This is a genomic window from Streptomyces albicerus, from assembly GCF_008905045.1.
Lineage (GTDB): Bacteria > Actinomycetota > Actinomycetes > Streptomycetales > Streptomycetaceae > Streptomyces > Streptomyces albicerus.
The window spans coordinates 69,938-93,007 of sequence record NZ_VWMY01000023.1 but is presented as its reverse complement, the minus strand read 5'-3'; the positions used below and the strand labels follow the sequence as shown (position 1 = coordinate 93,007).

The following is a 23,070-nucleotide window of genomic DNA, read 5'->3' as shown; positions in this document are numbered from 1 at the left end:
ATGGCGGGGGTTCGGAAACAGGGCCGGGCGAGGGCGCCCCTCCAGGGGCGCGGGGAACTGCGCGACAAGCCACAACGGACCGGCACTGTTCGAACTGCCCCCTTTTTCGAGCGAGCCACAGGCTACTTCGCAGACGACGCGGCAGCGCCCGGCAGCATCCGTCTCCAGCTCAACGCCCTCCAGGCCCTCTGCCGGCAGGCATTCGCGGTCCGGCTCACCCTGATCGCGATAGGCGCCCCCTTCGCGACGGCCAACGCTACGGACGGCCTGCCCCGCTACGGAGTCCTCGCCGCCGCGGTCCTGGGCGTCATGGGCTCGTACGCCATGCTCAGGGACTGGGACCGTTTCGCCCCCCGACTCCTCGCCCACCCCTCCCTCATGGCGGTGGACCTGGTCTTCGGCGCGATACTGCTCCTCACCGCGTCCCCCGCCTCCCCCCTCGCGTACGCGGCGGTCTGCACCCCGCTCCTCTCGGGCCTGCTGTACGGCTGGCGCGGCTCGGGCGTCTTCACCGGCCTCCAACTCGTGGTCCTCCTCACCGTCTTCAGGGCTTGGGAACACCGTCCGGGCGCCGGCGTCAGCACCCTCCTGGTCGCCGGCTTCTGCATCGCGGCCGGGATCATCGGCGTCACCCTGCGCAACCTGATGTTCCGCTTCGGCACGGCCAGCCAGGCCCTCGCGGAGGCGAACTCCCGGCTGGCCGTCGCGGAGGCCGTCGAGTCCGAACGGGCCCGCCTGGCCCGCGAGATGCACGACTCCGTGGCGAAGACCCTGCACGGTCTGGCCCTCGCGGCCGAGGCACTGGCGATCGCAGCCGACCACGACCCGGACCCCCGTGCCCTGAAGGACCAGGCCACGGCTGTGGCGGGCGCGGCACGCCGAGCGGCCGCGGAGTCCAGAGACCTCCTGACAGACCTACGCCGCCACACGGCACTGGCGGCCCCGCCCGCATCCCTGAGCACGGAACTCGCGGCGAGGACGGAGGACTTCGAATCGCGTACGGGTATCAAGGCGACCCTCGCCTACCGGGCGGCCCCCGACCTCGTACTCCCTCCCGGGGCGCCCCACCAACTCCTGTCCATCCTCTCGGAGGCACTGGAGAACACGCACCGCCACGCGACGGACGCGACATGCGTGGACGTAACCCTGGAAGTGGCCGCCACGGCACTGCACCTGACCGTGCGGGACGACGGAACGGGAACGCCCGTATCGCTCGATTCCCGATCCCTCAATTCCCTCAATGACGTACGACTCCTGGCGAAAACCGGCCACTTCGGTGTGCTGGGAATGCTGGAGCGCGCGACGTCGATAGGCGCGGGTATCCGGCTGCGCCGAGCCGAGCAGGGCGGCACGGAGGTCAAGGTGGACCTCCCCCTGAGAACGTCGGGAACCCCACTCCCCGAACCCCCCTCACACTCTCCCCACGAGGAGGCCGCACATGCCTGACCAGGCGCTTCCCGGCCCGCCCCTACGAGTGCTCGTGGCCGACGACAACCCGGTCGTCCGGGCGGGCCTGGCGGCCCTGCTGGACGCGCACCCCGACATCCGGGTCGAGGCCCAGGCATCGAACGGCGCGGAGGCAGTCGCGGCCGCGACCCGCCACCGCCCGGACGTGATCCTCCTGGACGTACGCATGCCGGGCACGGACGGCCTGACCGCACTCCCCTCACTGGCCCGACTCGCGCCCGTGATGATGCTGACGTACAGCCGAGAACCCGAGGTGGTGGCGGAGGCCTTGGGCCTCGGAGCGGTCGGCTATCTCGTCCACGGCGAGTTCACGGCGGCGGAACTGATCACAGCCGTACGTGACTTGAGTGACGGGCGGGCCACTTTCACCTCCTCCGCGGCTGCGGCCGCCGCTGTCTTGAACTCGGTCTCGGACTCGGTTTCGGAGCCTCTCTCGGAGTCTGTCTCGGATTCGCTCGGTGTTTCGTACGAACCGAACGAAAACTCTTCGCACCTGCAACCAGTTGTGGCACAGTCGTCAAAGGCTCGACCCGCCTCCGCGGCGGGGCTCCACCGCCGCGGCCACAACCGACTGGAATTCGGGCTGAGTTCACGGGAGGTGGAGGTCATGGATCTCATCGCGGCCGGCATGAACAACCGGCAGATCGCCGCCACGTGCTTCATCAGCGAGAAGACCGTCAAGAACCACATCAACCGCATCTTCGCAAAGCTGCACAGTTCCACGCGCAGCGAAGCGATCGCCCACTGGCTGGGCACGGCCCACGGGGGGTGGAACCGGTGACTCCAATCTTACGAAGTTGGGTCCCTGGGCCCACCCGGAGTAGGCGGGGTCTCACGTACGGTGCGCGGGACGGTGTTGGTTCTGGGTGGGAGAGAAGGGGCCATGGTGGCGAAGGACTGGACGCTGAGGGCAACGATGAGCGTGGAACGGGCCTTCGGGACGTGGGCGCGGACCGTGTCCGGTCGGATGCGGGGGCGGGAGCGGGATCAGGGGGCCGGGTTTGTGGAGTATGCGGGCCTGATGATTCTGATTGCCGGCATCTACACCTTGATCGACCAGCTGGGCTTGGACGGAAAGATCTCCCAGGCGATCGGCGACGCGGTCAACGACGTCATCGGGGGCTGACACCCGGCCTTCGCAGCGACCGAGGGCAGACGCTCCCCATCTACATCTGGCTGACGGGGATCCTGCTCTTCGCTGCGTTCGCCCTCTTCGCATTCGCCCAAGCAGCGTCCGCGCGGAACGGAGCTCAATCCGCGGCGGACGCTGCGGCGTTGGCGGCCGCCCAGGATGCCAGGGACGAGCTGATGGAAGGCCTGGAAGGCGCCATCGGTGTGGACGACAACTGGCTGGACTGGCTCGACCCTGAAGGCATCGAAGGGAACGGAGCCGCCGCCGCGGCCGACGCATTGGCGGCCGAAAACGACGCGACCGTCACGGAGTTCGGGCCCTCGACCACAGCCGAGTACCCCGGCTACCGCGTGCAGATCCTCACGAACTACACGGTCGGGGACTCGATCATCCCGGGCACGGAGGGCATGCAGGCGACGGCCGATGCCGAGGCCGTCATCCGACCGCGTTGCGACTTCGACGTGCCAGACGACCCCAAGGACGTCGTCGAACTGAACTGTGACGGCAAACGCGTGGATATCGACCCCGAAGATTTCGATTTGGACGACCTTCCCGACGCATCCGTGCTGTTCTCTGTGCAACTGGCCGAATGAAAGGAAGCCGTACCAATGGACTTTCGGCACACCATGCGGGGCCGCAGGGCAATGACCGCTGTGGCGATCACGACCGGGCTGGTCCTCACGGTGGCCGGCTGCGGCGGGGGCGGTGACGACGACAAGTCCGACAAGACGGCGTCTTCCGCTCCGGCCAAGAACGACGAGAAGGACAAGGATTCCGCGGAGGCCGAGCCGGAACAGGTGCTTTCCGAGGTCAAGAGCAACGGCATCACGCTCACGGTCACTTCCGCGGAACGCGATGAGGGCGGCTTCCTCACAGTTCAGGGCAAGGTGACGAACGCTACGTCCGGGATCTGGCTCGCGAGTGAATGGAAGAGCGACGAGACGGAGCTGAAGAAAAACGGGGGATCCATGGCAGGCGCCAGCGTCGTCGACCAGGCGGGTAAGAAGAAGTACTTCGTCCTCAGGGACACCGAAGGACGCTGCCTGTGCACGAAGTTCGAGGGTGGCATCGACCAAGGTCAGACCGCCGACTGGTTCGCGCAGTTCCCGGCGCCTCCGGAAGGCACGAACAAGGTTCAGCTCCAGGTACCGACCATGCCCCCGGCCGCCATCGAACTCTCCGAGGGCGAGTAACCATGCGCCTCACCCTCCGCACCACGGCGACGACCCTCACCGCCCTCACCACGCTTGTCTTCCTGACCCCCCTCACCCCGGCCCACGCGGACGACGATGACCCGAGCGCCCCGCCAGGCAGCGTCACCACCTCCCCGCCCCCGGAAGTGGACGCGAACAGCCCGGGCCTGAAGCTCGCCGACGGCGCAACGCTCGCGCCCGCGCGCGTGCTGGACATCAAGTCGGTCGTCGAGGACCTCGGCGGCGAGGAACGCCGCGAGGACACGAACGAGGACGTGAAGTTCGCACTCCAGGCGGAGGTCCTCTTCCCGAAGGACAGCTCAAAACTGAACCCGGAGGCACGCGCCCGCATTGAGGCGATCGCGGAGGAGATCAAGGCCCAGAAAGCCACGAACGTCCGAGTCTTCGGCTTCACCGACAACCTCGGCTCGTACGCCCATGGCGTCACTCTCTCCAAGAACCGCGCGGAGGCCGTCCACGACGAGCTCGCGGCCAACCTGGGCCCGGACGTCACCTTCGAGGTACGCGGCTACAGCGAGGACTACCCCATCGCCGACAACACCTCGGAACAGGGCCGCCGCAAGAACCGCCGCGTGGAGGTGACGTTCCCGAAGACCGGCTGAGGCGGCAGGATCCAACGAGGGTCGAGGTCCGGTCCTATTCGTACTGGTAACGCGACTGGAGGACGACCAACTCGCCGTCCCGGAGCAGCTACACCAGCCGGTGTTCATCGGTGATGCGCCGGACCAGACGCGAGGATGGGCTGAGCGCCGATCCAGGAGAAAGCCCCGGGGCCCTGGGTGCGTGCCGGGGCCGCAGACGATGCACGCGTCGGATACGGCGAGGCCCGGCCGCATACGGATGCGGCCGGGCCGGAGGCGGTGGCTGATCAGGCTTCGGCACAGAGTGTTTTGCGCAGTCCGATGTTGAGGTGACGTGCGTCGTCATCGGTCAGCGTGACGCCGTTGTAGGAGAACAGTTCCATTGCACTGTCGACGGTGTCCGAGACACCGCCATCGAGGTTCACACACTGGTAGCGCGCCTTTTCGATGGCCTTGTCCTCGTCTTGGACGAGCCTGGGGTCGACGTCTCTTATGGCCGTGATGACGGCAGTTCGCTTGTCGCCGGTGGGCTCGGGCAGGACAACCTTGTCGGCCTCGGAGGTGCCACTGCTGTCCGCGGTGTTCGGAGCCGAAGGTGCGCTACTCGGGGCCGCAGGCGCACTGCTCGGGGCGGTGTCGGCCTTGCTGTCGGTGCCGTTGTCGCTGCTGCAGCCGACAAGGCTGACGGCGAGTACGGCGGTGATGGCTGCGGTGGTGGTACGGATACGCATGATTCCCCCCTGGATCTTGTACGTCCGGGGGACATCATGTGTAGGCGAGGGACCGAGGGCCAGAGTGGTCACTCGACTGTGACACGACAAAGCCCAGGCCGGGACATCGCCTGGACCTCGGCCCGCTCTGGCCGGCGAGTGGCCGTCCGCCAGGGGTGCTCCGCCGCTCTACACGTCGCCTGCGGGGGAAAGGGCCCGCCGTGATCGGCGAGCCCTCGCGGGGGACGGTGGCTGCTCGTGTCGGTGGGTGGGAGGTGCACCTCCCACCCACCGACAGCCGGGCCTCGGATCAGACGGCGGCCAGACCTGCCAGTACACCGAACCCGAGCGGCTCTGCAGCCCACTCCTGGATCTCAGGGGTGGGCGAACCGATCTCCGCCTCCTTCTCCTGGAGCAGCTCATCGAGCAGGTCGCGCTGAATCTGCCGTTGTACCGCCGCGCTGACGTACGCCGAGAATCCGTGGCCCGACGCGTGCCTTGACCGCGGCGATAAGGTCCGCAGGCATGGACACGCTCGCTGCGACTTCCTGCCCGGCCGCCGCGCGGACCCATGTGTAGGCGCACCAACTGGTGCTCATCGCTGGCGCGGAGGGACCGTCCGAGGCAAGCACGTGCTTGAGCGACTCGGGTTTGCCGATGCCTTCGTGCGCATCGCGGAGGGGCGAGGGTCGCCGCCTCGTGGGCTCAGTCGTGTGGGACTTCCTCGTTCACGGTCTCCCGGAACCGCCACGAGCCCCGGTTGCCCGCCGCCTCCGCGCGCAGCCCCATCTCCCAGGCGATCCGGGCGGCCCGGTGCTGCGACACGTCGGGGTACTCCTCGGGAGGCACCTTGATATAGCCGCGCCGGTCGGCGGGGTACGTGCTCAGGGCCTCGCGGAGCATCGCCTCCTGCTCGGCCTGTGTGGTGTGGTTGCGGGTGACGGTCTTGTACGCCTTCTGCGTCCGGGACGAGGTCTTTCGCTTCGCCTCGTCCCGACGCTTCGCGGTGTTCGATCCTCGCCAGGTCATCCAGCCGACGCAGCCGAGAGCGGCGAGGGCTGCTCCTGCTGAGCTGAGCAGCTCGCCGCTGGCGTCCGCCTCGCCCAGCGTCCGGGGTTCGAGCTGGCCCTGTGGGTCCGCGAGGACCGTGAGCACCTGGCCGACCTCGTATTCCTTGAAGCCCGTGCCCATCTTGGGGCCCGGGACCCGGGTGCCGTCCTGCCGTTCCAGAACATAGTGGGAACGGCGACCCCTGCCTTGGCCTGGGTCGAGCCGCTCTTTCACGACCGTGGCGGTGACCTTCTCGCCCCGCAACTGAAGGGTCAAGTTGTCGCGGGCCAGGTCGGCGCCATATGCGGCGAACAGGGAGGTGACGACAATGAACAGCGCCGCGCCTACGCTGGATTCTCTGGCCCCCAGTCTCCGTATCGGCACGATCAGCATCACTCCGTGCGCGATCCACAGGGGCGCCATGAGGATCGAGTCGAAGTTGTTCAGCAGGTACATTCCTACGATCACGGCGAGCACGTACCAGCCGATGCCGATCGCCAGTGGGATGCGGTGTCGTGTGCGTCTCTCCCGCGCCGCGCCCGGCATATCGGTACTCACGCTTGCCTCTCCGCTTCTCTGGCGTTCGGACCGTCGGCGAACATGTGAATGATCCCGTGGTCGCCCGTCCCTACAGATCACCGGGCTCCGGTTCCGCCGGATGTCTACGCGCAGTGAGCCCCGTGCGTGCGCCCCTACCCCTCAGTACGTGACGCTGACGCCGCCGCCGTGGTCTGGGCTCCCCCACGGGCCTCTTGGCGATTCCCTGTGAACCGAAGGCTCCGGAGCACATTGGCCATGAGCGGGGCGTAGCACTTCTCCCAGTGAGTGACCTGGGGCGTGGAGAAGGCCACCAGGCACATGCGCTGTTCGTCTCCCACCTCGAGTGGGACAGGGATCATCGCGTGGAACTGGGCTGTGAGTACTTCGATCTCCTCACCGTTCGGCGAGAACGCCGGAGGAAGGACATAGCTCTGGCCGCCGGTGAAGACGGCAGCCTGGCCGCACGGAGCGTCGATCACCGATCCGGTCCAGCCCTCTCCTCGTGATTCGAGGACACCACGCAGAGTCCCCCGGGCTGCTGTGGCGGCATCGCCACCGTAGGAGTAGTCCACTACTGCGACAGTGAGCGAGCCCAGTGAGACTTCGCCCTCGAAGGAATGCAGGCAGTTGGCCGCATAGACCACGCCGACTTCGTCGAGGAAGCGCGAAATCCGCTGCAGTGTCCGGGCCATTTCCGTCAGCGACTGTTGGTCGGTCTCTTTGTCTGTCCCTGCTGCCATATACCCATGCGCGCTTCGGGTGTTCACCTCGGCCCAAGCCGCCTCGAAGTCCATGCCGAGGGGCACCTCTTCGAACTCGGCGGGGACGGAGAAATCGACCCGTATCACTGCCCGTCCCATTCGCCAGGGCGTTGGTCGGTGGGCCCGGGAGCTGGCGGGGGCGGTGGGGGCCCTACCTGGCCGGCCCGCTGTTGGTCGTAGAGATCCACCAGCCGCCGGTTCTTTTCGTACCAGCGCTTCGTCCACCGAGGGATCAAAGCTGCGGTCACGGCCAAGGGAATGCCCAGCATTACCATCGCGAGGGCAGTGCCCGGCGTGTCGCGCTGTACCCACGCGACGATGAAGCACCCGAGGCTGAGCAGAGCGACGAAAACAGCGAAGCCCTTCACCCCGTTGGCCTCGTAGGCGGCGAGACCTCGCCGTTTGGATGCCATATCGATGGCTGTGACGGGTGTGGTCGCCCCGGGCTGGGCGGCAGGGGCGGCCCACACCTGCAGGAGCGGGCCGCCCGCGCGCAACCGGCCATGAGTCTGCTGGGCGCGCTGGCGCGCCGTTGGAGAGTCATTCCGCACAAAGATCAGGCGGATCGTGCTCTTGCTCGGCATCTCGGTTGCTTGAAGGTCATAGCCGAGTTCGTACGCGATCGCCGTGATCTTGTCGGAGTGCCTGCCCTCGAAGCCGCCGAGAAGGAACTCGGCACGGCCTCGCCCGTCGAAGTGGGCCAGGATCTCTGCGTCTTTCATCGTGTGGCTCACTTTCCCTGCTGGGCTGCCTTGTCCTTCTCGCTGCCAGCTTTCCAGGCGTTTTCGAACGCTACGAGCAGACCACCGCCCGGGAGTGCCGCTTCGACGGTCTGTCGGTCGTTCTGCGGCATGAAGTATCCGAGTGCGGTTGGATCGGCGATGAAGGAGGCAACGGTGTCCACCAGGCCGAAGTTGGCCGCCGCGTCCGCCGCGCGGCTGGCCGCGACCACCCTTGAGACACCTTTGAAGGCACCCCCGAATGGCAGCACACCCAGAGCGTCCTGGGCCAGCGTCCGATTGGAGACCACGGAGTCGCCACCGACCGCCCGAGCGGTGCTGTGCAGTCCCAGCGCACCGAGTGCGAAGGCGCCTGAGGCGACCCCGACGCCGGCTGCAGCGGCGGCGAACGCGGGGGCCAGCGGGCCGGTCACCGGGGCGACGAGAAGGAGGACGAGCGAGATCGAGCCCAGCACGGCACTCATGGTCGCGAGCACATCGCCAAGTGCGGCGATGGAGTTGGCGTGTTCCGCGAGCCACTTGACGGCGTCGGCCACGGCCGCGCTGACCGCCTCGGATATGACGTCGTCGAGCGCGCCCAGCGCCTTGCCGATGCCTACGAGAGCGTCGCCCAGCTTGTCCAGCGCGCCGGGCTCGTTCGGCGCGATGTCCATCGCCTTGTCGAGGCGCCGCGCAACGGCCCGGCCATCCAGGTCGTAGTCGCTCGCCAGTTTCCGGGCCTGTGCTCGGATCTTGTCCAGGTCCGCTTCCGCGGTGTTGGCTGCCAGTTCCGCGGAGGATCGGTCCCTCTCGGTCTTCTCCTGCTTGCGTGCCTCGGCGTCGTCCTTCGGCGGCAGATCGATCAGCGGCTTGGGCGGCAGATCGGCCAGCTTCGCCTTCGCCGCCTGCTGCGCGTCGCGGGCGTCCTGCGCCCTGCTCTCCAGCACCAGCGCCCTGCGCTGCCATTCCGGCATCGCGTCGGCCCAGTCCCCCAGTGCCCTCGCAGCCCTGTTGAAGGACCGTTTCGCCGCATCTACCTTGGGCCGGAAGTCATCGTCGAACTGCTTCCGGAACTCTTCGGCGTGGCGCCCCTTCCAGTCGCCCTCTCCCGTGCCGTGCAGGACATCCGATATCTCGTCCAGCGCCTTGGCGGTCCGCTTCACTATGGCAGCCACGTGCTTGGCGGTATGAGGCTCACCCGGGCAGGGGACGAACTCAAGGACCGGGAACTGGTCTTTGAGCGGAGAAGTCTGAGTGGGAGATCCCCACGCGAACGGGTCGCTCACGCGCAGTCCTCCCGCGCCTTGCGCAGCTCCTGGGCCAGTTTGTCGTCCATCTCCTCGAACGCCTTCTGCATCTTGTCGAGGGTCTTGACGGCCGAACCGGAGAACTTCTTGATCTGCTTGATCCCGTACGACCACTCGTCGCCGAAGTCGTTCATACGCGTGGCCAGTTCGGTGACCCCCATGGAGTTTCCGTCGACCTCGTTCATCTCCCGGCCGGGGCGCTCCATGATGTCGCCGATGCGCTTGATGTTTCCGCGTACGCGATCAAGTACTTCGGAGTCGATGTAGATGTCGCTCACTGTTCCCCCGTCAGTGGTCTAGCGGTTGATGGACTGGATCTCTTGGACAGTGACGGCCTGGTCGTTGCCGAAGGCGCCGTCGGGAAGGTCTCCACCCGCGCCGCCGGTTCCGGTCCAGGCGATGTCCCAGGTGATGGTCGCCTGGAGTTCATACGTTCCGTTGCCGGAGGAGCGGAGGTACCTGAGGCCGCAGGGCGGTGTCTCGCTGGCCTTGCCCTTGGCGTAGGGCTCGCCGATCGAACCGTCGTCGTTGATCTGGCACTCGCCGGAGGCGGGGTAGGTCTCGGCGTCCGTAGTGCCCGGTTCGAGCTTGAGGGAGACGGTTTTTGCTGTGGTGGTGGCCTGGATGTTCAGACCAGGTGTGTTGAGTGACGCCGTCACCGAGACAGGTTTGAATTCGCCCTTGTCCAGCCAGGCCCAGGTGGGGAGGTTGACCTTGGTGGTGCCGTCGGGCGCCAGCGTCACCTCGGTGCCGGGGACCTTGATCTGCTCGTAGGCGAGACCGGCGAGGATTTCCGGCGTGATGGCGGTCTCGACTTCAGGCGTTTCGCCGTTCTCGACCCAGAAAGGCAGTTTCGAGTTGCAGGCGGTCCGCTCGAGGATGGGAGCATTCGGGTTCTCGACAGCTCCCCACCACATGCCCTCGTCCTGCTTGTCGAGGTTGTAGTTCTTGTACTCGCCGTCCTTGTAGATCTGCCGGAATTCGTACGTGCCCCTCCTGGAGTGTGCGGGCTGATTGGGGTCGCCTGAGATCTCCCTGTACCCGTCCTCTGTTTCCTTGGCGAACTGCTTCGCCGTCCACAAGGGGGCGTGCCAGCAAGCAGGGGGCGTCCAGTTACTACCGCTGGCCGTGATAGGTCCGACGGATGCCCCGGAGCCGTTCTTCGAGGTGTCGTACGAGATCGCCGTTGCCTTGGCGTAGAGAGCGTCGTCCTTGAGACCGCTGTCGGTGCTTGTGTCCGTGGTTCCTTTGTCCGTCGGGCCGCCGGCGAACGCGTTCTGTGCAGGTACCAGGAGCAGAGCCACCGCACCGACTAGGGGGAGAGCCGTCCGCTTCACGCCTTGCACTGCGTTGCCTCCGTCTGCACCTCGATGGCCTCGGCAGTCCAAAGGCCCTTGGCATCCTTGGACGTGGTCATGACGATCTCGAAGAAGTAGTAGTCCTTGTCGCTCGGATTGGTCCTGAGCACCTTCTTGGACTTGATCTCCCTGCCGTAGAACTTCGAGTCGTCGTCGCAGAAGGACACTGATGCGCGGTTGCCGCCGCTCGCGAGAGTGACCTTGGCGTCGGTGTAACGCTGTGTGCCCGTGACGGTCCATCCGCCGTCGATGTACTGCTGAATCTGCTTCTTCGCGTACGCCTGGGCGGTGCCTCGGGGGTCCGAGTAGAACTTGTACGCCGCGTCTGCCACGTCCTGTTGGACGATGCCGTGGTTGATGGCACGGACGAAGTTCTCGGCATCGTTGAGCGCGGCGGCTTCCTTCGCATCGGAAGGCTCCGTCCGGTCGAACACCATCTTGAAGTCCGAAGGGAACGCCATCTTCGGACGGTCGATACCGTCCGCTTCGGCGGATGCGCTTGGTGAAGCCGACTGCTCTGCGTTGCCTTGATCGGCTCCCGCGATCTTGTCGTTGTCGCTGGGCTTGTCGTCCCCGCTGCCGCAGGCCGTCAGGAGTAGGGCTGCGGTCGCGGCGGACGCGGCAGCAACGGGCAAAGAGCGGCGCTTCACAGTGAACTCCCCGTGAGACAAAGATGCAGTCAAGAGCAATGACGGTATCTGTGTGGCGATCAGTTTCGCCACAGCGAAGTTCCTTGCACGGCTGGGCGGATGGGGAGGAATTAGGGCAAGTTGATTGCACATGTGGCCCGAAGGTGTCTGGACATGCGGCGGCCCCGAACGCCGCGCGTGCGTTCAGGGCCGTGTATGGGAGTTGGATTGCAGGGATTTACGCGTTGCTGGCGCGATGAGGGTGTCCCAGCGCCGTGAAGCACCGTTCAGGTGGCGGACTCCTCGAAGCGGAACTCGGGGCGAGTGCCTGGCGTGATCCGCGCCACCGACTTGAGGGCGGTGGCCAGTTGCTCGATGAGTTCGAGGGTCGGATCGACTCCGCTTTCCTCGATGCGCTCGATGTCGCGGGCGGACATCCCGGACCGGCGGGCCAGTTCGGCTGTGCACCAACCCAGGGCTGAGCGGCGGGCGTAGACCGCCTGGCCGAAGGCGATGCGCCGTCCGGTGGCGCGGCGGACCGGGCTTTCGCGGTGCTCGGGTGGGATCTTCCAGACGGTGTGCTCTCGTCCGTTGCTCATCAGGTCTCCTGAGTCGTGCTGCGCTGTGGCGGTCGGCAGCCCGGGCATTCGCACGGTGGATACGCCGACATGTGCGGTAGTGGCTCGGCTCGGCCGCCGGTGAGGACCTTCACCTCACCCCGGTCCTCGGTCACAGCGCCGTCCGCGTCGACCTTGTAGACGCGGAGGGTGAGGCGGGAGCGGCGAGGACTGGGCTCCGGGAGTACCAGTGCGTCGGTCATGGGCGGGTAGTGGTCGGCGCACTCCGGGCACGCGTACACGTTGAAGCCGGGACCCGTTGCCGCGTGTACCTCGTGGACCAGGACCGGGCGGTTGGTCGTGTGGTGGCAGCGGGCGCACATCCGTACGGCGGGGCGGGTCATCGGGCGGCCGTCGGGATGCCGTGGATGTGGTCCGGGTCGACGTCGATGCCGAGTGTCGCGAGGTAGAGGGCGCGGCGGCGTTCGCGTTGGCGGCGGTGTTCGGCGGGGTTCAGGACGTAGGGGCGTACGAGGCGGGATGTGTTGCCGTCGAGGATCTCCGTGAAGCGGGGCGGTGGGGCAGGGGTGAATCGGAGGGGCGGGATCGGGATCGTTCCGAGGCGGTGGCGGCCCCGGGGGCGTGGGGTGCAGATGCTCAGCATCCGGGAGAGGAAGCGGACGGTAAGGTCCAGCATGTTGGCGCTCCTTTGCAGCGTCGGCCATGCCCCGGGACGGTTGCCTCCGTCGCCGGGGTTTTCGCTTGTTTCGGAACACAACTTAGCTCGGCTTGTATCGCTACGTATAGAGACGTATCTCAATGACAAGGCGCTTATCTGTACGAGTAGCTTCCTGACCATGAACTTCCAACCGGACGCTGAAATCGATCACGATGGACCGGTTACGCCCTACCGGCAGTTGGCGGGCATCCTGCGCGCCCGGATCGAGCGGGGTGACTGGCAGCCCAACAGGCCCATCTCCAGCGAGACGCAGCTCGTGCAACAGTACGGGCTTGCGCGTACGACTGTGCGGCGCGCGATCGCGGTGCTTGTCGAGGAGGGGCTGGTCTTCACCGTTCCGCAGCGGGGGACGTACGTTGCTCCTCGGCCGGAGGCCCCCGACGAGGCGTGACTCGGCAGGTTGAGCTCTTACCCCACTCTCGCAGGACGCACCCCGAGTCCCTGCGGCGTAGTGGCGGAGTAGTCCTGCAGCCAACTCTCAAGTGAACGTGGGGACCGCCCGCTTCTTGGGCAGTGTCGTGCTTCCGCGGGCCGAGTAAAGGGCGCTCCCTTCGGTCGCGTCGCCTGCGGCGATTCCGCTGCGCTCCACCCTTGACTCGGCCCGCTCCAGCACGGGTGAGAAGCGAGCGGGCGGCCCAGGGGAAAGGGGTCCCAGGTCGGCCGAGGGGAGGGCGGGGAGTGAGGGTGCTCAGGGCTTGCGGGCGCGGTGGCGTCTCGCCAGCACGCCGGGTGGGCTCAGCGGCCGACGGCCGGTGGGTGAGGCGCGAGCGCGATGGCGGATCCGTGGCGCCGGGTGTCGGGCGTCGGCGCACGTGCGGGTGGATGAGGGAGGGTGCGGGCGGGGTCCCATGGGGTGTGCCACCGTCGTCTGGGCCATGATTGGCAGTTTTGGGACAGCCGGGAGAGCCAGAGGTGTCGGCGACCTGGGGTGATGTGCACCCTGCCTGTCCCAAAGCTTCCAATCACCACCTGGACGGGGCCGGACGGCCCGGGAGGGTGGCTGGACTGGATGGGAATGGCCCTCCACCGGCGGTCGGGCGCTTAGCCGAGGACCCGCGTGCGGGCGACACGCGGTCGCGCCCCCACCCACCGGCCGTCAGCCGCTGAGCCGACCCGGCGTGCTGGCGAGGCGCGACCGCGTCCGTAAGTCCCGGTCCGCCGCCCAGCCCACCTGCCCGCAGGTCTGCCTCAGGACCCCACTCTTCCGGGCCGCCCGCTCGCTTCTCACTCGTGCTGGAGCGGGTCGAGTCAAGGGTGGAGCGCAGCGGAATCGGCGTAGCCGACGCGACCGGAGGGAGCGCCCTTTACTCGGGGCGTGGAAGCACGACACTGGCCAAGAAGCGGGCGGTCCCCACCTCAGTCTCGTGACTTGGGCCCGCCTCAGAAGACAAACACGGCCCGTTCCCACCCCTCACCCCCACAAAGGAGTTGTCCCCCGTCCGACCCCCGGGTAGGAAGGCCGCATGACTGCACTCGGTGCTGTATTTCGGCCTCAACTGCCCCCGGAACGCCTACGCCCGATGGCTCGCGTCGCGGAAGACGCGGGGCTGGAGGAGCTGTGGCTGTGGGAGGACTGTTTCCTGGAGGGAGGGATCTCGGCGGCGGCAGCAGCGCTCGCCTGGACGGAACGCCTGCGGGTGGGGGTGGGGCTGCTGCCCGTGCCCCTGCGGAACGTCGCCGTGACCGCGATGGAAGCCGCCACCCTGCACCGCCTCTTCCCGGGCCGCGTCATCCTGGGCGTCGGTCACGGCGTACAGGACTGGATGGGACAGGTCGGGGCGAGGGCCGAGTCGCCCGTGACGCTCCTGCGCGAGCACCTCGTGGCGTTGCGCGCGCTGTTGCGGGGCGAGCGCGTCACCACGAACGGCCGGTACGTGAAGCTCGACGACGTCGCCCTCGACTGGCCCCCGCCCCCGGAGGCGGCGGTGGAGATCCTCGCGGGAGCCACCGGCCCGCGTTCGCTACGGCTCTCCGGAGAGGCTGCGGACGGGACCATCCTCACCGCCAGCACCACACCGGAGGGCGTACGGAAGGCCCGCCAACTCATCGACGAGGGGCGGAAGTTGGCCTCCCGTACCGACGCCTCCCACCCCGTGATCGTCTACCTCCTCACCGCCACCGGCCCCGACGCCGCCGCCCGTCTGCACGCCGAGCTGGAGACGGAGGACCTGGCATCCGTCCCGGACCTCGGAGTCGCCGGGAACGCGGAGGCCGTCGCCGAGGCCGTCCAGCGCCTCGCGGACGCCGGCGCCGACACCGTCGTCCTCCAGCCCACCGCCGACGAACCCGACCCCGAGGGCTTCATCCGCTTCGCGGCCGAGGACGTACGCCCCCTCGTTCCCCGGGCTTCGTAAGCTCGCGCCGGTCCGTCGTCGCTCACGCCGACTGTCAGTGCCTGGTGCCAGACTCCTTCGGCATGAGCGACGACGCGCGCGCACAGCCACACTCCCAACTACACCCGCACGTACAGCTGCGAGACGTGGAAGAAGCCGACCTCGACGTGTTCTTCGAGCAGGAGCAGGACGCCGAGGCGGTCCGGCGGTCGAGGTTCGCTCCCCGGCCACGGGATCGGTTCATGACCCACTGGGCCACCCGAATCCTCGGGGACGACACCGTCTTCGTACGGACGGTCACCGTGGACGGCAGTCCGGCAGGCCACATCGTCGCCTGGTGGGAGGACAAGGGGGAGGCGGATGGGGAAGGGGAGGACGGCCGTCGCTTCATCGGCTACTGGCTCGGCCGCCCCTACTGGGGCCAGGGCATCGGCACCAGCGCCCTCGCCCTCTTCGTCCGCGAGGAGAAGACCCGCCCCCTCTATGCCGACCCCTTCCCCGAGAACACCGCCTCGGTCCGCCTCCTCGAACGGCACGGCTTCCGCCGGGCAGGCACGGTCCGGCACGGCGAGGACGTACACACCCTCCTCGTACTCCAGGAGGCAATTGAGGATGCCCCGGCTCCAGGAGGTGATTGAGCAGGCCCCGGCCCTAGGATCCGCCGGGCGTCCCGCGGCGATCCCCCGTCGCCCCGTCGATCAACTCCCGCACGATGTCCATGTGGCCCGCATGCCGTGCCGTCTCCTCGATCATGTGGATGAGGACCCAGCGCAGGGACACCTCGAAGGTGTGCGTCGGGGGCGTGCCGAGGGTCTCCAACGGCAGCTCCGTGATCACGGAGTCGGCCGCAGCGCGGGCACGTCCGTAGAAGTCCACGATCTGCGCCTTCGTCTCGCCGGGGCCGACCGTCATGTCCTCCTCCGAGTACGGGTCGAACCACAGCGGCTCGACCTCGCGGCCGAACACCGAGCAGAACCAGCCGTACTCGACCGAGCCGAGGTGCTTCACCAGCCCCAGCAGGTTCGTGCCTGACGGGGTCATGGGCCGGCGCAGCTGCTCGTCGTCCAGCCCTTCCAGCTTCCAGAGCACGACGTCCCGTTGGCGGTCGAGACTCGCGTGCAGGCTTTCCCTCTCGCCACCGGCGTACGGCATTCCAGCCCCAGCCCCAGCCCCTGCACCAGCCCCTGAAGTAGTCATCCCGCGAACGTAACAGCGCCCACCGACAACGCCCCCAAATTCGGTCGCGGCACGGAAACCCCGCCTGTCACCATCGCCCGATGGACCCGACCACCCGCACCCCCGAAGCAGACGCATTCGAAGAACTCGTCGCCGAAGCCGAAGCCGCCCCCACCGAGGGGTGGGACTTCTCGTGGTTCGAGGGGCGGGCCACCGAGGAGCGCCCCTCCTGGGGATACGCGCGGGTCATGGGGGAGCGGCTGGCCAAGGCGGAGGCCGCTCTCGACATCCAGACCGGTGGCGGTGAAGTCCTCGCGTCGGCACGGGAGTTGCCGCGACTCACCGTCGCCACCGAGGGCTGGCCGGCGAACGTCGCCAAGGCCACCGCCCTGCTCCATCCGCGCGGCGCGGTGGTCGTCGCCTCGCCGGAGGACGCCCCGCTGCCGTTCGCCGACGCGGCGTTCGACCTCGTCGTGAGCCGGCATCCGGTGACCGCCCATTGGACGGAGATCGCCCGCGTCCTCAGGCCCGGCGGCACGTACTTCGCCCAGCACGTGGGCCCCAACAGCGCCTACGAGGTCGTCGAGTACTTCCTCGGCCCGCAGCCGGAGGCCAACCGCAACGCCCGCCACCCGGACCACGAGCGCGCCGGGGCCGAGGCCGCCGGGCTCGAGATCGTGGACCTGCGCGCCGAGTGGCTGCGGATGGAGTTCTACGATATCGGAGCCGTCGTGCACTTCCTGCGGAAGGTGGTGTGGATGGTGCCCGGCTTCACCGCCGGTCAGTACATGCCCCAACTCCGTGCCCTGCACGAGCGGATCGAGACGGACGGCCCCTTCGTGGCTCACAGCACCCGCCACCTCATCGAGGCCCGCAAGCCGCGTACCTGACGATTACCCCTCGTCCCGCAATCCACGTACCTGACGGTCACGCCTCGTCCCGCAACCCCAACCGCAGGTGCTCCACATGGCGCAGCGCCTCCTCCAGCAGCTCCGCCACATGGTGGTCGTACAGCGCGTACACGATCGACCGCCCGCGCCGCTCACCCGTGACGAGCCCCAGGTTCCGCAGTAGCCGCAGCTGGTGCGAGCACGCCGACTGCTCCAGGCCCGCGGCCTCCGCGAGTTCGCCGACCGCGCACGGCCCCTCGCGCAGGCGCGCCAGGATGCGCAGTCGCGACGGCGTGGCGAGGGCCTGGAGCGTCGCGGCGACGTCCGCGGCGCCGACGGCGTCCAGACGTTCACGGGTGCTGCTCTTCTCGTCGACTCCATGGCCCATGCCCCTCATCGTATCGATCCGAACGCACCAGCAGTCGGTATGAATGAAGAGGTGTTCATATATTCCTGTATGGTGGTCCGCATGTCCGCCCTCACCTCCGTACGCCCTGACGTCAAGGCCCCCACCCGCGTCAAGCCCGCCCGAACCCGCCTCCTCGCCCTCCCCGAAGCGCGCTGGGCCGCCGCCTCCACCGCGGCCTTCCTGCTCGCGCTGCCGCTCCAGCTGCTCGACGCGAGCGCCTGGCTGTGGGGTCCGCTGTACGCCGCCGCGTACGTCACCGGCGGCTGGGAGCCCGCCCTCGAAGGGCTCAGGGCGCTGCGCGAGAAGACCCTCGACGTCGATCTGCTGATGATCGTCGCGGCGCTCGGCGCGGCCTCGATCGGCCAGGTCATGGATGGCGCGCTGCTCATCGTCATCTTCGCCACCTCGGGCGCCGTGGAGGCCCTCGCCACCGCCCGCACCGAGGACAGCGTCCGCGGCCTCCTCGACCTGGCGCCTCCGACGGCCACCCGCCTGCACCCCGACAGCGGTACGGAGGAGACGGTCGCCGTCGACCAACTCGCCATCGGGGACATCGTGCTGGTACGCCCCGGCGAGCGCGTCGGCGCCGACGGCCGCGTCCTCGACGGCGCCAGCGACGTCGATCAGGCGACGATCACCGGCGAACCCCTCCCCGTATCGAAGGCGGCGGGCGACGAGGTCTTCGCCGGTACGCAGAACGGCACCGGAGCGCTCCGCGTACGCGTCGAGCGTGACCCCTCCGACACGGTCATCGCCCGCGTCGTCGCCCTGGTCGAGGAGGCGTCCCGCACCAAGGCGCCGACGCAGCTCTTCGTCGAGCGGATCGAGAACCGCTACGCGCTCGGCATGGTTGCCGCGACCGTCCTCGTCTTCGTCGTCCCGCTCGCCTTCGGCGCCGACCTCACCGGGGCGCTCCTGCGCGCGATGACCTTCATGATCGTCGCCTCCCCGTGCGCGGTGGTCCTGGCGACGATGCCGCCCCTCCTCTCCGCCATCGCCAACGCGGGCCGCCACGGCGTGCTCATCAAGTCCGCCGTCGTGATGGAACGCCTGGGCCAGACGGACCGGATCGCGTACGACAAGACCGGCACCCTGACGGAGGGCACGCCCCATCTCACCAAGGTGATCCCCGAAAACCCCTTCCTCGAGGACGAGTTGCTCGCCCTCGCCGCCGCCGCCGAGGTCCGCAGTGAGCACCCCATCGCCCGCGCGATCGTGGCGGCCGCCCGCGACCTCCCGCGCGAGGAGGCGTACGACTTCCGGTCCGCGCCGGGCTGCGGAGTGACCGCCACGGTCGGCGGGCGCGAGGTGGAGGTCGGCTCGCCCGAGCGCCTCGGCGAGCGGGCGGCGACGGCGCCCGACACCGACGGCACCGCGGTCGTCGTACGCGTCGACGGCGAGCGTGCCGGCTGGCTGCTCCTCACCGACCGCCTCCGCCCGGGAGCCCCCGCCGCCGTCGCCGCCCTGAACCGCCTCACCACCGCCCCGCCCGCGCTCCTCACCGGCGACAACCACCGTGCCGCCCACGCGGTGGCCGAAAAGACCGGTATCCCCTCCGACGGCGTACACGCGGCCCTTCTCCCGCACGAAAAGGCCGACGCCGTACGGGACTTGGGAGGCCAGGTGCTCTTCATCGGCGATGGTGTGAACGACGCGCCCGCCCTGGCCGCCGCCCACACCGGCGTCGCGATGGGCCGCGGCGGCTCGGACCTCGCCCTGGAGACCGCCGACGCGGTGCTCGTCGCCGACGACCTCACGGCCGTCCCCAAAGCAGTCGCCCTCTCCCGCCGTGCCCGCCGTCTGGTCGTCCAGAACCTGTGCCTCGCGGGCGCGTTCATCACCGCCCTCGTCATCTGGGACCTGGCCGGCCACCTCCCACTGCCCCTCGGCGTCGCGGGCCACGAGGGTTCCACGATCCTGGTCGGCCTCAACGGCCTGCGCCTGCTGAGGGAGAGCGCGTGGCGCGAATAAGTCCCTGATTGCTAGCGCGAGTTGACTTGCGAGGGTTACGCGTGCGCGCCCGCCGTCACCTTCCCCACCACCAACTCCGGCCTCGCCTCCAGGACTTCACCCACCCGCTCCACCTGTTCCCCCAACTCCCGCTGCTGCGCGGTGGTCAGCCGCCCCAGCGGCTCCACCGTCACCGTCGTCCGCTTCCCCTGCCGCCGCTGGTGCCAGACCCCGGCGACCACACCGTCGACGAGCAGCACGGGGAAGTTCCCCGCCTGCCCGCCCGCCAGAGCCCGCTCGTACGCCGCCCCGGGGAACATCCACTCACGCGGCTGCGCGGCGATGGCGTACGAGTCGAAGTAGGGGAGCAGCCGCACGCCCCGTACGGCCTCCGAAGGGAACTCGGTGTCGCCCGCCACCACCCAGGCGGGCGCCCCCTCGAAGTCGACCTCCTCGATCCCGCCCGAGGAAGCCACGGAGGCGAAGAGGTCCGCGGCCCAACTCCGCGGCGCGGCCGCCCACTTGGCGAAGTACTGCGGTGTTGCCGGGCCGTACGCATGCAAATAGTGGCGTACGAGCGTGGCGAGCGCCTCGTCGGCCGGGAGCGGGGCGAAGTGCGGTGGACGCGTGTACGTGGCCTTGCGGCCGCGGTTGGGGGCGAAGCACAGGGCGCCCTCCTGGCCCGCGCGGTGCATGACCTGGCGCCAGCGCGGCCACTTGCCCTGGAACGCCTCCATCACGAGGTCACCGGCCCAGGGACCGGTGCGGGCCACGACCGCCTCGGTCAGCTCGTCGATGGTCAGCTGCCGCCCGTCCAGGGCGTCACCGATCGCGGCGACCACCCGGTCCTCCTGCTCGGGCGTCATCCGCACGTCCGCCGGGTGTGGGCTCGGGCCGGTCGGGACAGCGGTCAGTGCGGCGCTCCAGAGGGGCAGTTCGGCGGCGGCGAGGAGATGGATGGTGCCGCGCGGGCCGTACGTCTTCACCAGGCTCCGGTCGTCCCACAGCGCCGCGCGCACGTCCTGGCGGGTCGAACCGTCCAGCCGCAGGCACACCGAGAGCTCGGCGGCCGACAGTACCTGCGCGTGGGCGGCGAGCAGCGCGCCGACGACCTCGGCGACCGGAGTGCCGGACGGCGCGGGCGTACGCAGGAGTTGTCGCTCGTAGCGCCGCGCGCTCGCCTCGTCCCATGTGATCCTCGATGTCATGGCGGCGACGTTAGACCCGAATGAGGTCAGATCCTGTCCGCTGCCCGGTCTTGGGAGGAGTTGACCATGTCGAAGGGCAAGGGTCCCTACACCTGCGGTCTGGACGCGGCCGTGGACGTCGTGGGCGGCAAGTGGAAGCCGATGATCCTGTGGGCGCTGCACGAGGGCGGCACCCTGCGCTTCGGGGAGCTGCGCCGGCATCTCTCGGCAGAGCACGCCTCGGGGGTCAGCGAGAAGGTGCTGAGCCAGCAGCTGCGCGAGATGGAGGCGGACGGCGTGGTGCACCGCGAGGTGTACGGGGAGGTGCCGCCCCGCGTCGAGTACTCGCTCACCGAGCTGGGCAAGGCGCTGAACACCGCGCTGCTGCCCCTGGGCGAATGGGGCGATCTACATATGAAGGAAATTATCGCCCGTAAACACCCAGATCTCAGCAAAGAGCCGTCGGTCGCCGCCCCGTCGGGGTGAGGGCCTCACGAAAGTCCCCGAAATGCACACAGGGTTTCCACATCGTTATCCCGGATGGCTCGTTCCACCCCTCCGGCTCACGTAAATTCGAATCAAGGTAATTCGCGTGAGCAAAGCTGCGCGGGATGGCACCGCGCAGAGGAGGGGGCTGCGCGGTGCTCTGCCACCGGCGCCGGCCCGCCCCGGAAACCCCGTACTCCGGCTCGGGAGCCGTACTGCGGCTCAGAAGTCCCGCACGGAGACCAGCACCCCGCGCCGCAGACCCCACCGCTCCATCGCCCCGGCCTCCGCCTCCAGCACATGCCGGGCCCGGAACCTCGGCAGCCCGATTCGCCCCGGGCGCATCGTCCGCACCGTCAGGACCCGCAGCCGCCGGTCCAGGTAGGCGACATCGACCGCGAACCGCATTCCCACCGTGTGCACCGCGCTCGCCGGAGTCAGCAGCAGCGCCCCCTCGACGCCGTCCCGCCCGAGCAGCCCGCGCCGCCGGGCCCGCCCCGACTCGGCGAGCTCCAGGGGGATGGGCTCCGGTGTGTGAGGGGTTGTGAAGGCGGTCATCGTCTGGAATTCCGCGTCGGCGTCAAGCGGGCGTTCCCCGGCCGCGTCACCCTTGGGGCGTACGTCCGAGGCAGATGGCCGAGTGCCCCACAACCGCACACAAACCCCCTGGTTCCCTTCGGATTCCTCTTTGTTGCCTTGGAATCCGCTGCGATTCGGCCATGATCCGCCTCTGAATGAACGCTTCCGCACCCACCCAGGCGTCGCCGGGCGACTTCGGAGAGTAGTTGTGGCACGCCGATGCACACAGCATCACTTACAAAGGGTTATGGTGGAAACCCCCCCTCGGGCCGGTCCGTCTCCCCCCCACGGACCGGCCCGTTTTTTGTGCGCCGCAGCGCGCCTGGCGTACGCCCCCGAAGCACCGCCGCGTCGTGCGGCCCGCCGCCACCCGCTCCCGCCGCTGTGCCGCCCGGGACCAGGAGGCCTTGTACCCCAAGGGGGAACGGCGCTTCCGCAGGGGTAGGGTGTCGCCCTCGGGGGACCGTTATCTGCACGGAGGGGCTGACGAAAACGTGAACCTGCGCGACAACCTGCGCCGCTTGCTGGTCAGGTTCTATGCACGCAGGGTGGAAGGCCACCTTGACCACGACCAGGTGCCCAAGCACATCGGGGTCATCATGGACGGCAACCGGCGCTGGGCGAAGGCGGCGGGCAGCACCGCCGCCCAGGGGCACCGGGCCGGAGCCGACAAGATCGAGGAGTTCCTCGGCTGGTGCTCCGAGACCGACGTCGAGGTCGTCACCCTCTGGCTGCTGTCGACGGACAACTTCGACCGCCCCGCTGAAGAGCTCGTACCGCTGCTCGGCATCATCGAGAACGTCGTACGCTCCCTCGCGGCCGACGGCCGCTGGCGCGTGCACCACGTGGGCACGCCCGACATCCTGCCCTCGCCGATGCAGACCGTCCTGAAAGAGGCCGAGGAGTCCACCGCGCACGTCGACGGGATAGTCGTCAACGTCGCCATCGGCTACGGCGGCCGCCAAGAGATCGCCGACGCCGTGCGCTCGATGCTCCTCGACCACGCCGAAAAGGGCACCTCGATGGAGAAGCTCGCCGACAGCGTCGACATCGACATGATCGGCAAGCACCTCTACACCAGCGACCAGCCCGATCCCGACCTCGTGATCCGTACGAGCGGCGAGCAGCGGCTGTCCGGATTCATGCTCTGGCAGACGGCCCACTCCGAGTACTACTTCTGCGAGGTCTTCTGGCCGGCCTTCCGCAAGGTCGACTTCCTCCGCGCCATGCGCGACTACGCGGCGCGACACCGCCGCTACGGAGGCTAGGCCCCCCTTTTTTGAGGCTCGGTTCGCC

At 68.6% G+C, this 23,070-nt stretch carries 28 protein-coding genes; 13 read left to right on the top strand and 15 right to left on the bottom strand.

Annotated features, from left to right (window positions below; all coding sequences use genetic code 11):
- From GAS53_RS21920 to GAS53_RS21895, 6 genes are all read left to right on the top strand, one after another.
- A complete protein-coding gene (locus GAS53_RS21920) occupies positions 1-1,446 on the top strand; it encodes a sensor histidine kinase (protein ID WP_151479365.1) in 1,446 nt (481 codons plus the stop codon).
- Positions 1,439-2,248 carry a response regulator transcription factor gene (locus GAS53_RS21915; RefSeq protein WP_151479364.1) on the top strand — a complete coding sequence of 270 codons (810 nt, stop codon included), beginning with the start codon at positions 1,439-1,441 and terminating at the stop codon, positions 2,246-2,248. Before GAS53_RS21920 ends, GAS53_RS21915 begins: the two co-directional genes overlap by 8 nt.
- Positions 2,249-2,350: 102 nt before the next feature.
- Positions 2,351-2,593 carry a hypothetical protein gene (locus GAS53_RS21910; RefSeq protein ID WP_404829264.1) on the top strand — a complete coding sequence of 81 codons (243 nt, stop codon included), beginning with the start codon at positions 2,351-2,353 and terminating at the stop codon, positions 2,591-2,593.
- Complete coding sequence (locus tag GAS53_RS21905) at positions 2,590-3,192, top strand: pilus assembly protein TadG-related protein (protein ID WP_192583229.1); 603 nt, start codon at positions 2,590-2,592, stop codon at positions 3,190-3,192. Before GAS53_RS21910 ends, GAS53_RS21905 begins: the two co-directional genes overlap by 4 nt.
- A 15-nt stretch (positions 3,193-3,207) precedes the next feature.
- Positions 3,208-3,792, top strand: coding sequence for a hypothetical protein (locus GAS53_RS21900; RefSeq protein WP_151479363.1), 585 nt, complete (start codon positions 3,208-3,210; stop codon positions 3,790-3,792).
- Between the two features lie 2 nt (positions 3,793-3,794).
- A complete protein-coding gene (locus GAS53_RS21895) occupies positions 3,795-4,415 on the top strand; it encodes an OmpA family protein (RefSeq protein ID WP_151479362.1) in 621 nt (206 codons plus the stop codon).
- A gap of 266 nt (positions 4,416-4,681) precedes the next feature.
- Here GAS53_RS21895 and GAS53_RS21890 read toward each other — a convergent pair whose 3' ends face one another.
- The 11 genes from GAS53_RS21890 to GAS53_RS21835 all read right to left on the bottom strand — a co-directional run bounded on the left by GAS53_RS21890 (position 4,682) and on the right by GAS53_RS21835 (position 12,722).
- The gene (locus tag GAS53_RS21890; protein ID WP_151479361.1) at positions 4,682-5,125 is read right to left on the bottom strand and encodes a hypothetical protein; all 444 of its coding nucleotides are present in this window, start codon (positions 5,123-5,125) and stop codon (positions 4,682-4,684) included.
- A 684-nt stretch (positions 5,126-5,809) separates the two neighbouring features.
- Entirely contained in the window at positions 5,810-6,712 is a 903-nt protein-coding gene (locus GAS53_RS21880; RefSeq protein WP_151479360.1) for a hypothetical protein, read from the bottom strand.
- Between the two features lie 134 nt (positions 6,713-6,846).
- Entirely contained in the window at positions 6,847-7,488 is a 642-nt protein-coding gene (locus tag GAS53_RS21875; protein WP_151479359.1) for a hypothetical protein, read from the bottom strand.
- Positions 7,489-7,538: 50 nt separating this feature from the next.
- A complete protein-coding gene (locus GAS53_RS21870; protein ID WP_151479358.1) occupies positions 7,539-8,177 on the bottom strand; it encodes a hypothetical protein in 639 nt (212 codons plus the stop codon).
- Positions 8,178-8,185: 8 nt separating this feature from the next.
- On the bottom strand, positions 8,186-9,460 hold the full coding sequence (locus GAS53_RS21865) for a putative T7SS-secreted protein (RefSeq protein ID WP_404829263.1): 1,275 nt from the start codon (positions 9,458-9,460) through the stop codon (positions 8,186-8,188).
- Entirely contained in the window at positions 9,457-9,759 is a 303-nt protein-coding gene (locus GAS53_RS21860) for a hypothetical protein (protein WP_151479356.1), read from the bottom strand. Before GAS53_RS21860 ends, GAS53_RS21865 begins: the two co-directional genes overlap by 4 nt.
- An 18-nt stretch (positions 9,760-9,777) precedes the next feature.
- Entirely contained in the window at positions 9,778-10,785 is a 1,008-nt protein-coding gene (locus tag GAS53_RS21855) for a hypothetical protein (RefSeq protein ID WP_225859025.1), read from the bottom strand.
- Between the two features lie 29 nt (positions 10,786-10,814).
- Complete coding sequence (locus tag GAS53_RS21850) at positions 10,815-11,561, bottom strand: hypothetical protein (protein ID WP_225859024.1); 747 nt, start codon at positions 11,559-11,561, stop codon at positions 10,815-10,817.
- Positions 11,562-11,755: 194 nt separating this feature from the next.
- The gene (locus tag GAS53_RS21845) at positions 11,756-12,067 is read right to left on the bottom strand and encodes a helix-turn-helix domain-containing protein (RefSeq protein ID WP_192583220.1); all 312 of its coding nucleotides are present in this window, start codon (positions 12,065-12,067) and stop codon (positions 11,756-11,758) included.
- Entirely contained in the window at positions 12,067-12,429 is a 363-nt protein-coding gene (locus tag GAS53_RS21840; RefSeq protein ID WP_151479353.1) for a hypothetical protein, read from the bottom strand. Before GAS53_RS21840 ends, GAS53_RS21845 begins: the two co-directional genes overlap by 1 nt.
- The gene (locus GAS53_RS21835) at positions 12,426-12,722 is read right to left on the bottom strand and encodes a hypothetical protein (protein WP_151479352.1); all 297 of its coding nucleotides are present in this window, start codon (positions 12,720-12,722) and stop codon (positions 12,426-12,428) included. The genes GAS53_RS21840 and GAS53_RS21835 overlap by 4 nt, the downstream gene beginning before the upstream one ends.
- Before the next feature lie 160 nt (positions 12,723-12,882).
- Here GAS53_RS21835 and GAS53_RS21830 point away from each other — a divergent pair, with 160 nt between their 5' ends.
- The 3 genes from GAS53_RS21830 (at position 12,883) to GAS53_RS21820 (ending at position 15,735) form a co-directional block, all read left to right on the top strand.
- On the top strand, positions 12,883-13,155 hold the full coding sequence (locus GAS53_RS21830; RefSeq protein WP_151479351.1) for a GntR family transcriptional regulator: 273 nt from the start codon (positions 12,883-12,885) through the stop codon (positions 13,153-13,155).
- Between the two features lie 1,072 nt (positions 13,156-14,227).
- Positions 14,228-15,118, top strand: coding sequence for an LLM class flavin-dependent oxidoreductase (locus GAS53_RS21825; RefSeq protein ID WP_151479350.1), 891 nt, complete (start codon positions 14,228-14,230; stop codon positions 15,116-15,118).
- 62 nt (positions 15,119-15,180) lie between these two features.
- Positions 15,181-15,735, top strand: a complete 555-nt coding sequence (locus GAS53_RS21820) for a GNAT family N-acetyltransferase (protein ID WP_151479349.1) — start codon at positions 15,181-15,183, stop codon at positions 15,733-15,735.
- Positions 15,736-15,748: 13 nt separating this feature from the next.
- Here GAS53_RS21820 and GAS53_RS21815 read toward each other — a convergent pair whose 3' ends face one another.
- Complete coding sequence (locus GAS53_RS21815; protein WP_151479348.1) at positions 15,749-16,249, bottom strand: DinB family protein; 501 nt, start codon at positions 16,247-16,249, stop codon at positions 15,749-15,751.
- 125 nt (positions 16,250-16,374) lie between these two features.
- On the opposite strand from GAS53_RS21815, the gene GAS53_RS21810 reads away from it, so the two are divergent.
- Positions 16,375-17,163, top strand: a complete 789-nt coding sequence (locus GAS53_RS21810) for a class I SAM-dependent methyltransferase (RefSeq protein WP_151479347.1) — start codon at positions 16,375-16,377, stop codon at positions 17,161-17,163.
- 37 nt (positions 17,164-17,200) lie between these two features.
- Here the strand turns inward: GAS53_RS21810 and GAS53_RS21805 are convergent, their stop codons facing one another.
- Positions 17,201-17,551 (bottom strand): ArsR/SmtB family transcription factor, encoded by a 351-nt coding sequence (locus GAS53_RS21805; protein ID WP_151479346.1) that lies wholly within the window; start codon positions 17,549-17,551, stop codon positions 17,201-17,203.
- 81 nt (positions 17,552-17,632) lie between these two features.
- On the opposite strand from GAS53_RS21805, the gene GAS53_RS21800 reads away from it, so the two are divergent.
- The gene (locus tag GAS53_RS21800; protein WP_225859023.1) at positions 17,633-19,543 is read left to right on the top strand and encodes a heavy metal translocating P-type ATPase; all 1,911 of its coding nucleotides are present in this window, start codon (positions 17,633-17,635) and stop codon (positions 19,541-19,543) included.
- Positions 19,544-19,578: 35 nt separating this feature from the next.
- On the opposite strand, the gene GAS53_RS21795 is transcribed toward GAS53_RS21800, so the two are convergent.
- Positions 19,579-20,730, bottom strand: coding sequence for a winged helix DNA-binding domain-containing protein (locus tag GAS53_RS21795; RefSeq protein ID WP_151479344.1), 1,152 nt, complete (start codon positions 20,728-20,730; stop codon positions 19,579-19,581).
- Between the two features lie 66 nt (positions 20,731-20,796).
- On the opposite strand from GAS53_RS21795, the gene GAS53_RS21790 reads away from it, so the two are divergent.
- Positions 20,797-21,195 carry a winged helix-turn-helix transcriptional regulator gene (locus GAS53_RS21790; RefSeq protein WP_151479343.1) on the top strand — a complete coding sequence of 133 codons (399 nt, stop codon included), beginning with the start codon at positions 20,797-20,799 and terminating at the stop codon, positions 21,193-21,195.
- A 222-nt stretch (positions 21,196-21,417) separates the two neighbouring features.
- Here GAS53_RS21790 and GAS53_RS21785 read toward each other — a convergent pair whose 3' ends face one another.
- The gene (locus tag GAS53_RS21785) at positions 21,418-21,753 is read right to left on the bottom strand and encodes a DUF192 domain-containing protein (RefSeq protein ID WP_151479342.1); all 336 of its coding nucleotides are present in this window, start codon (positions 21,751-21,753) and stop codon (positions 21,418-21,420) included.
- Between the two features lie 515 nt (positions 21,754-22,268).
- On the opposite strand from GAS53_RS21785, the gene GAS53_RS21780 reads away from it, so the two are divergent.
- On the top strand, positions 22,269-23,042 hold the full coding sequence (locus GAS53_RS21780; protein ID WP_151479341.1) for an isoprenyl transferase: 774 nt from the start codon (positions 22,269-22,271) through the stop codon (positions 23,040-23,042).
- Positions 23,043-23,070: the final 28 nt, after the last annotated feature.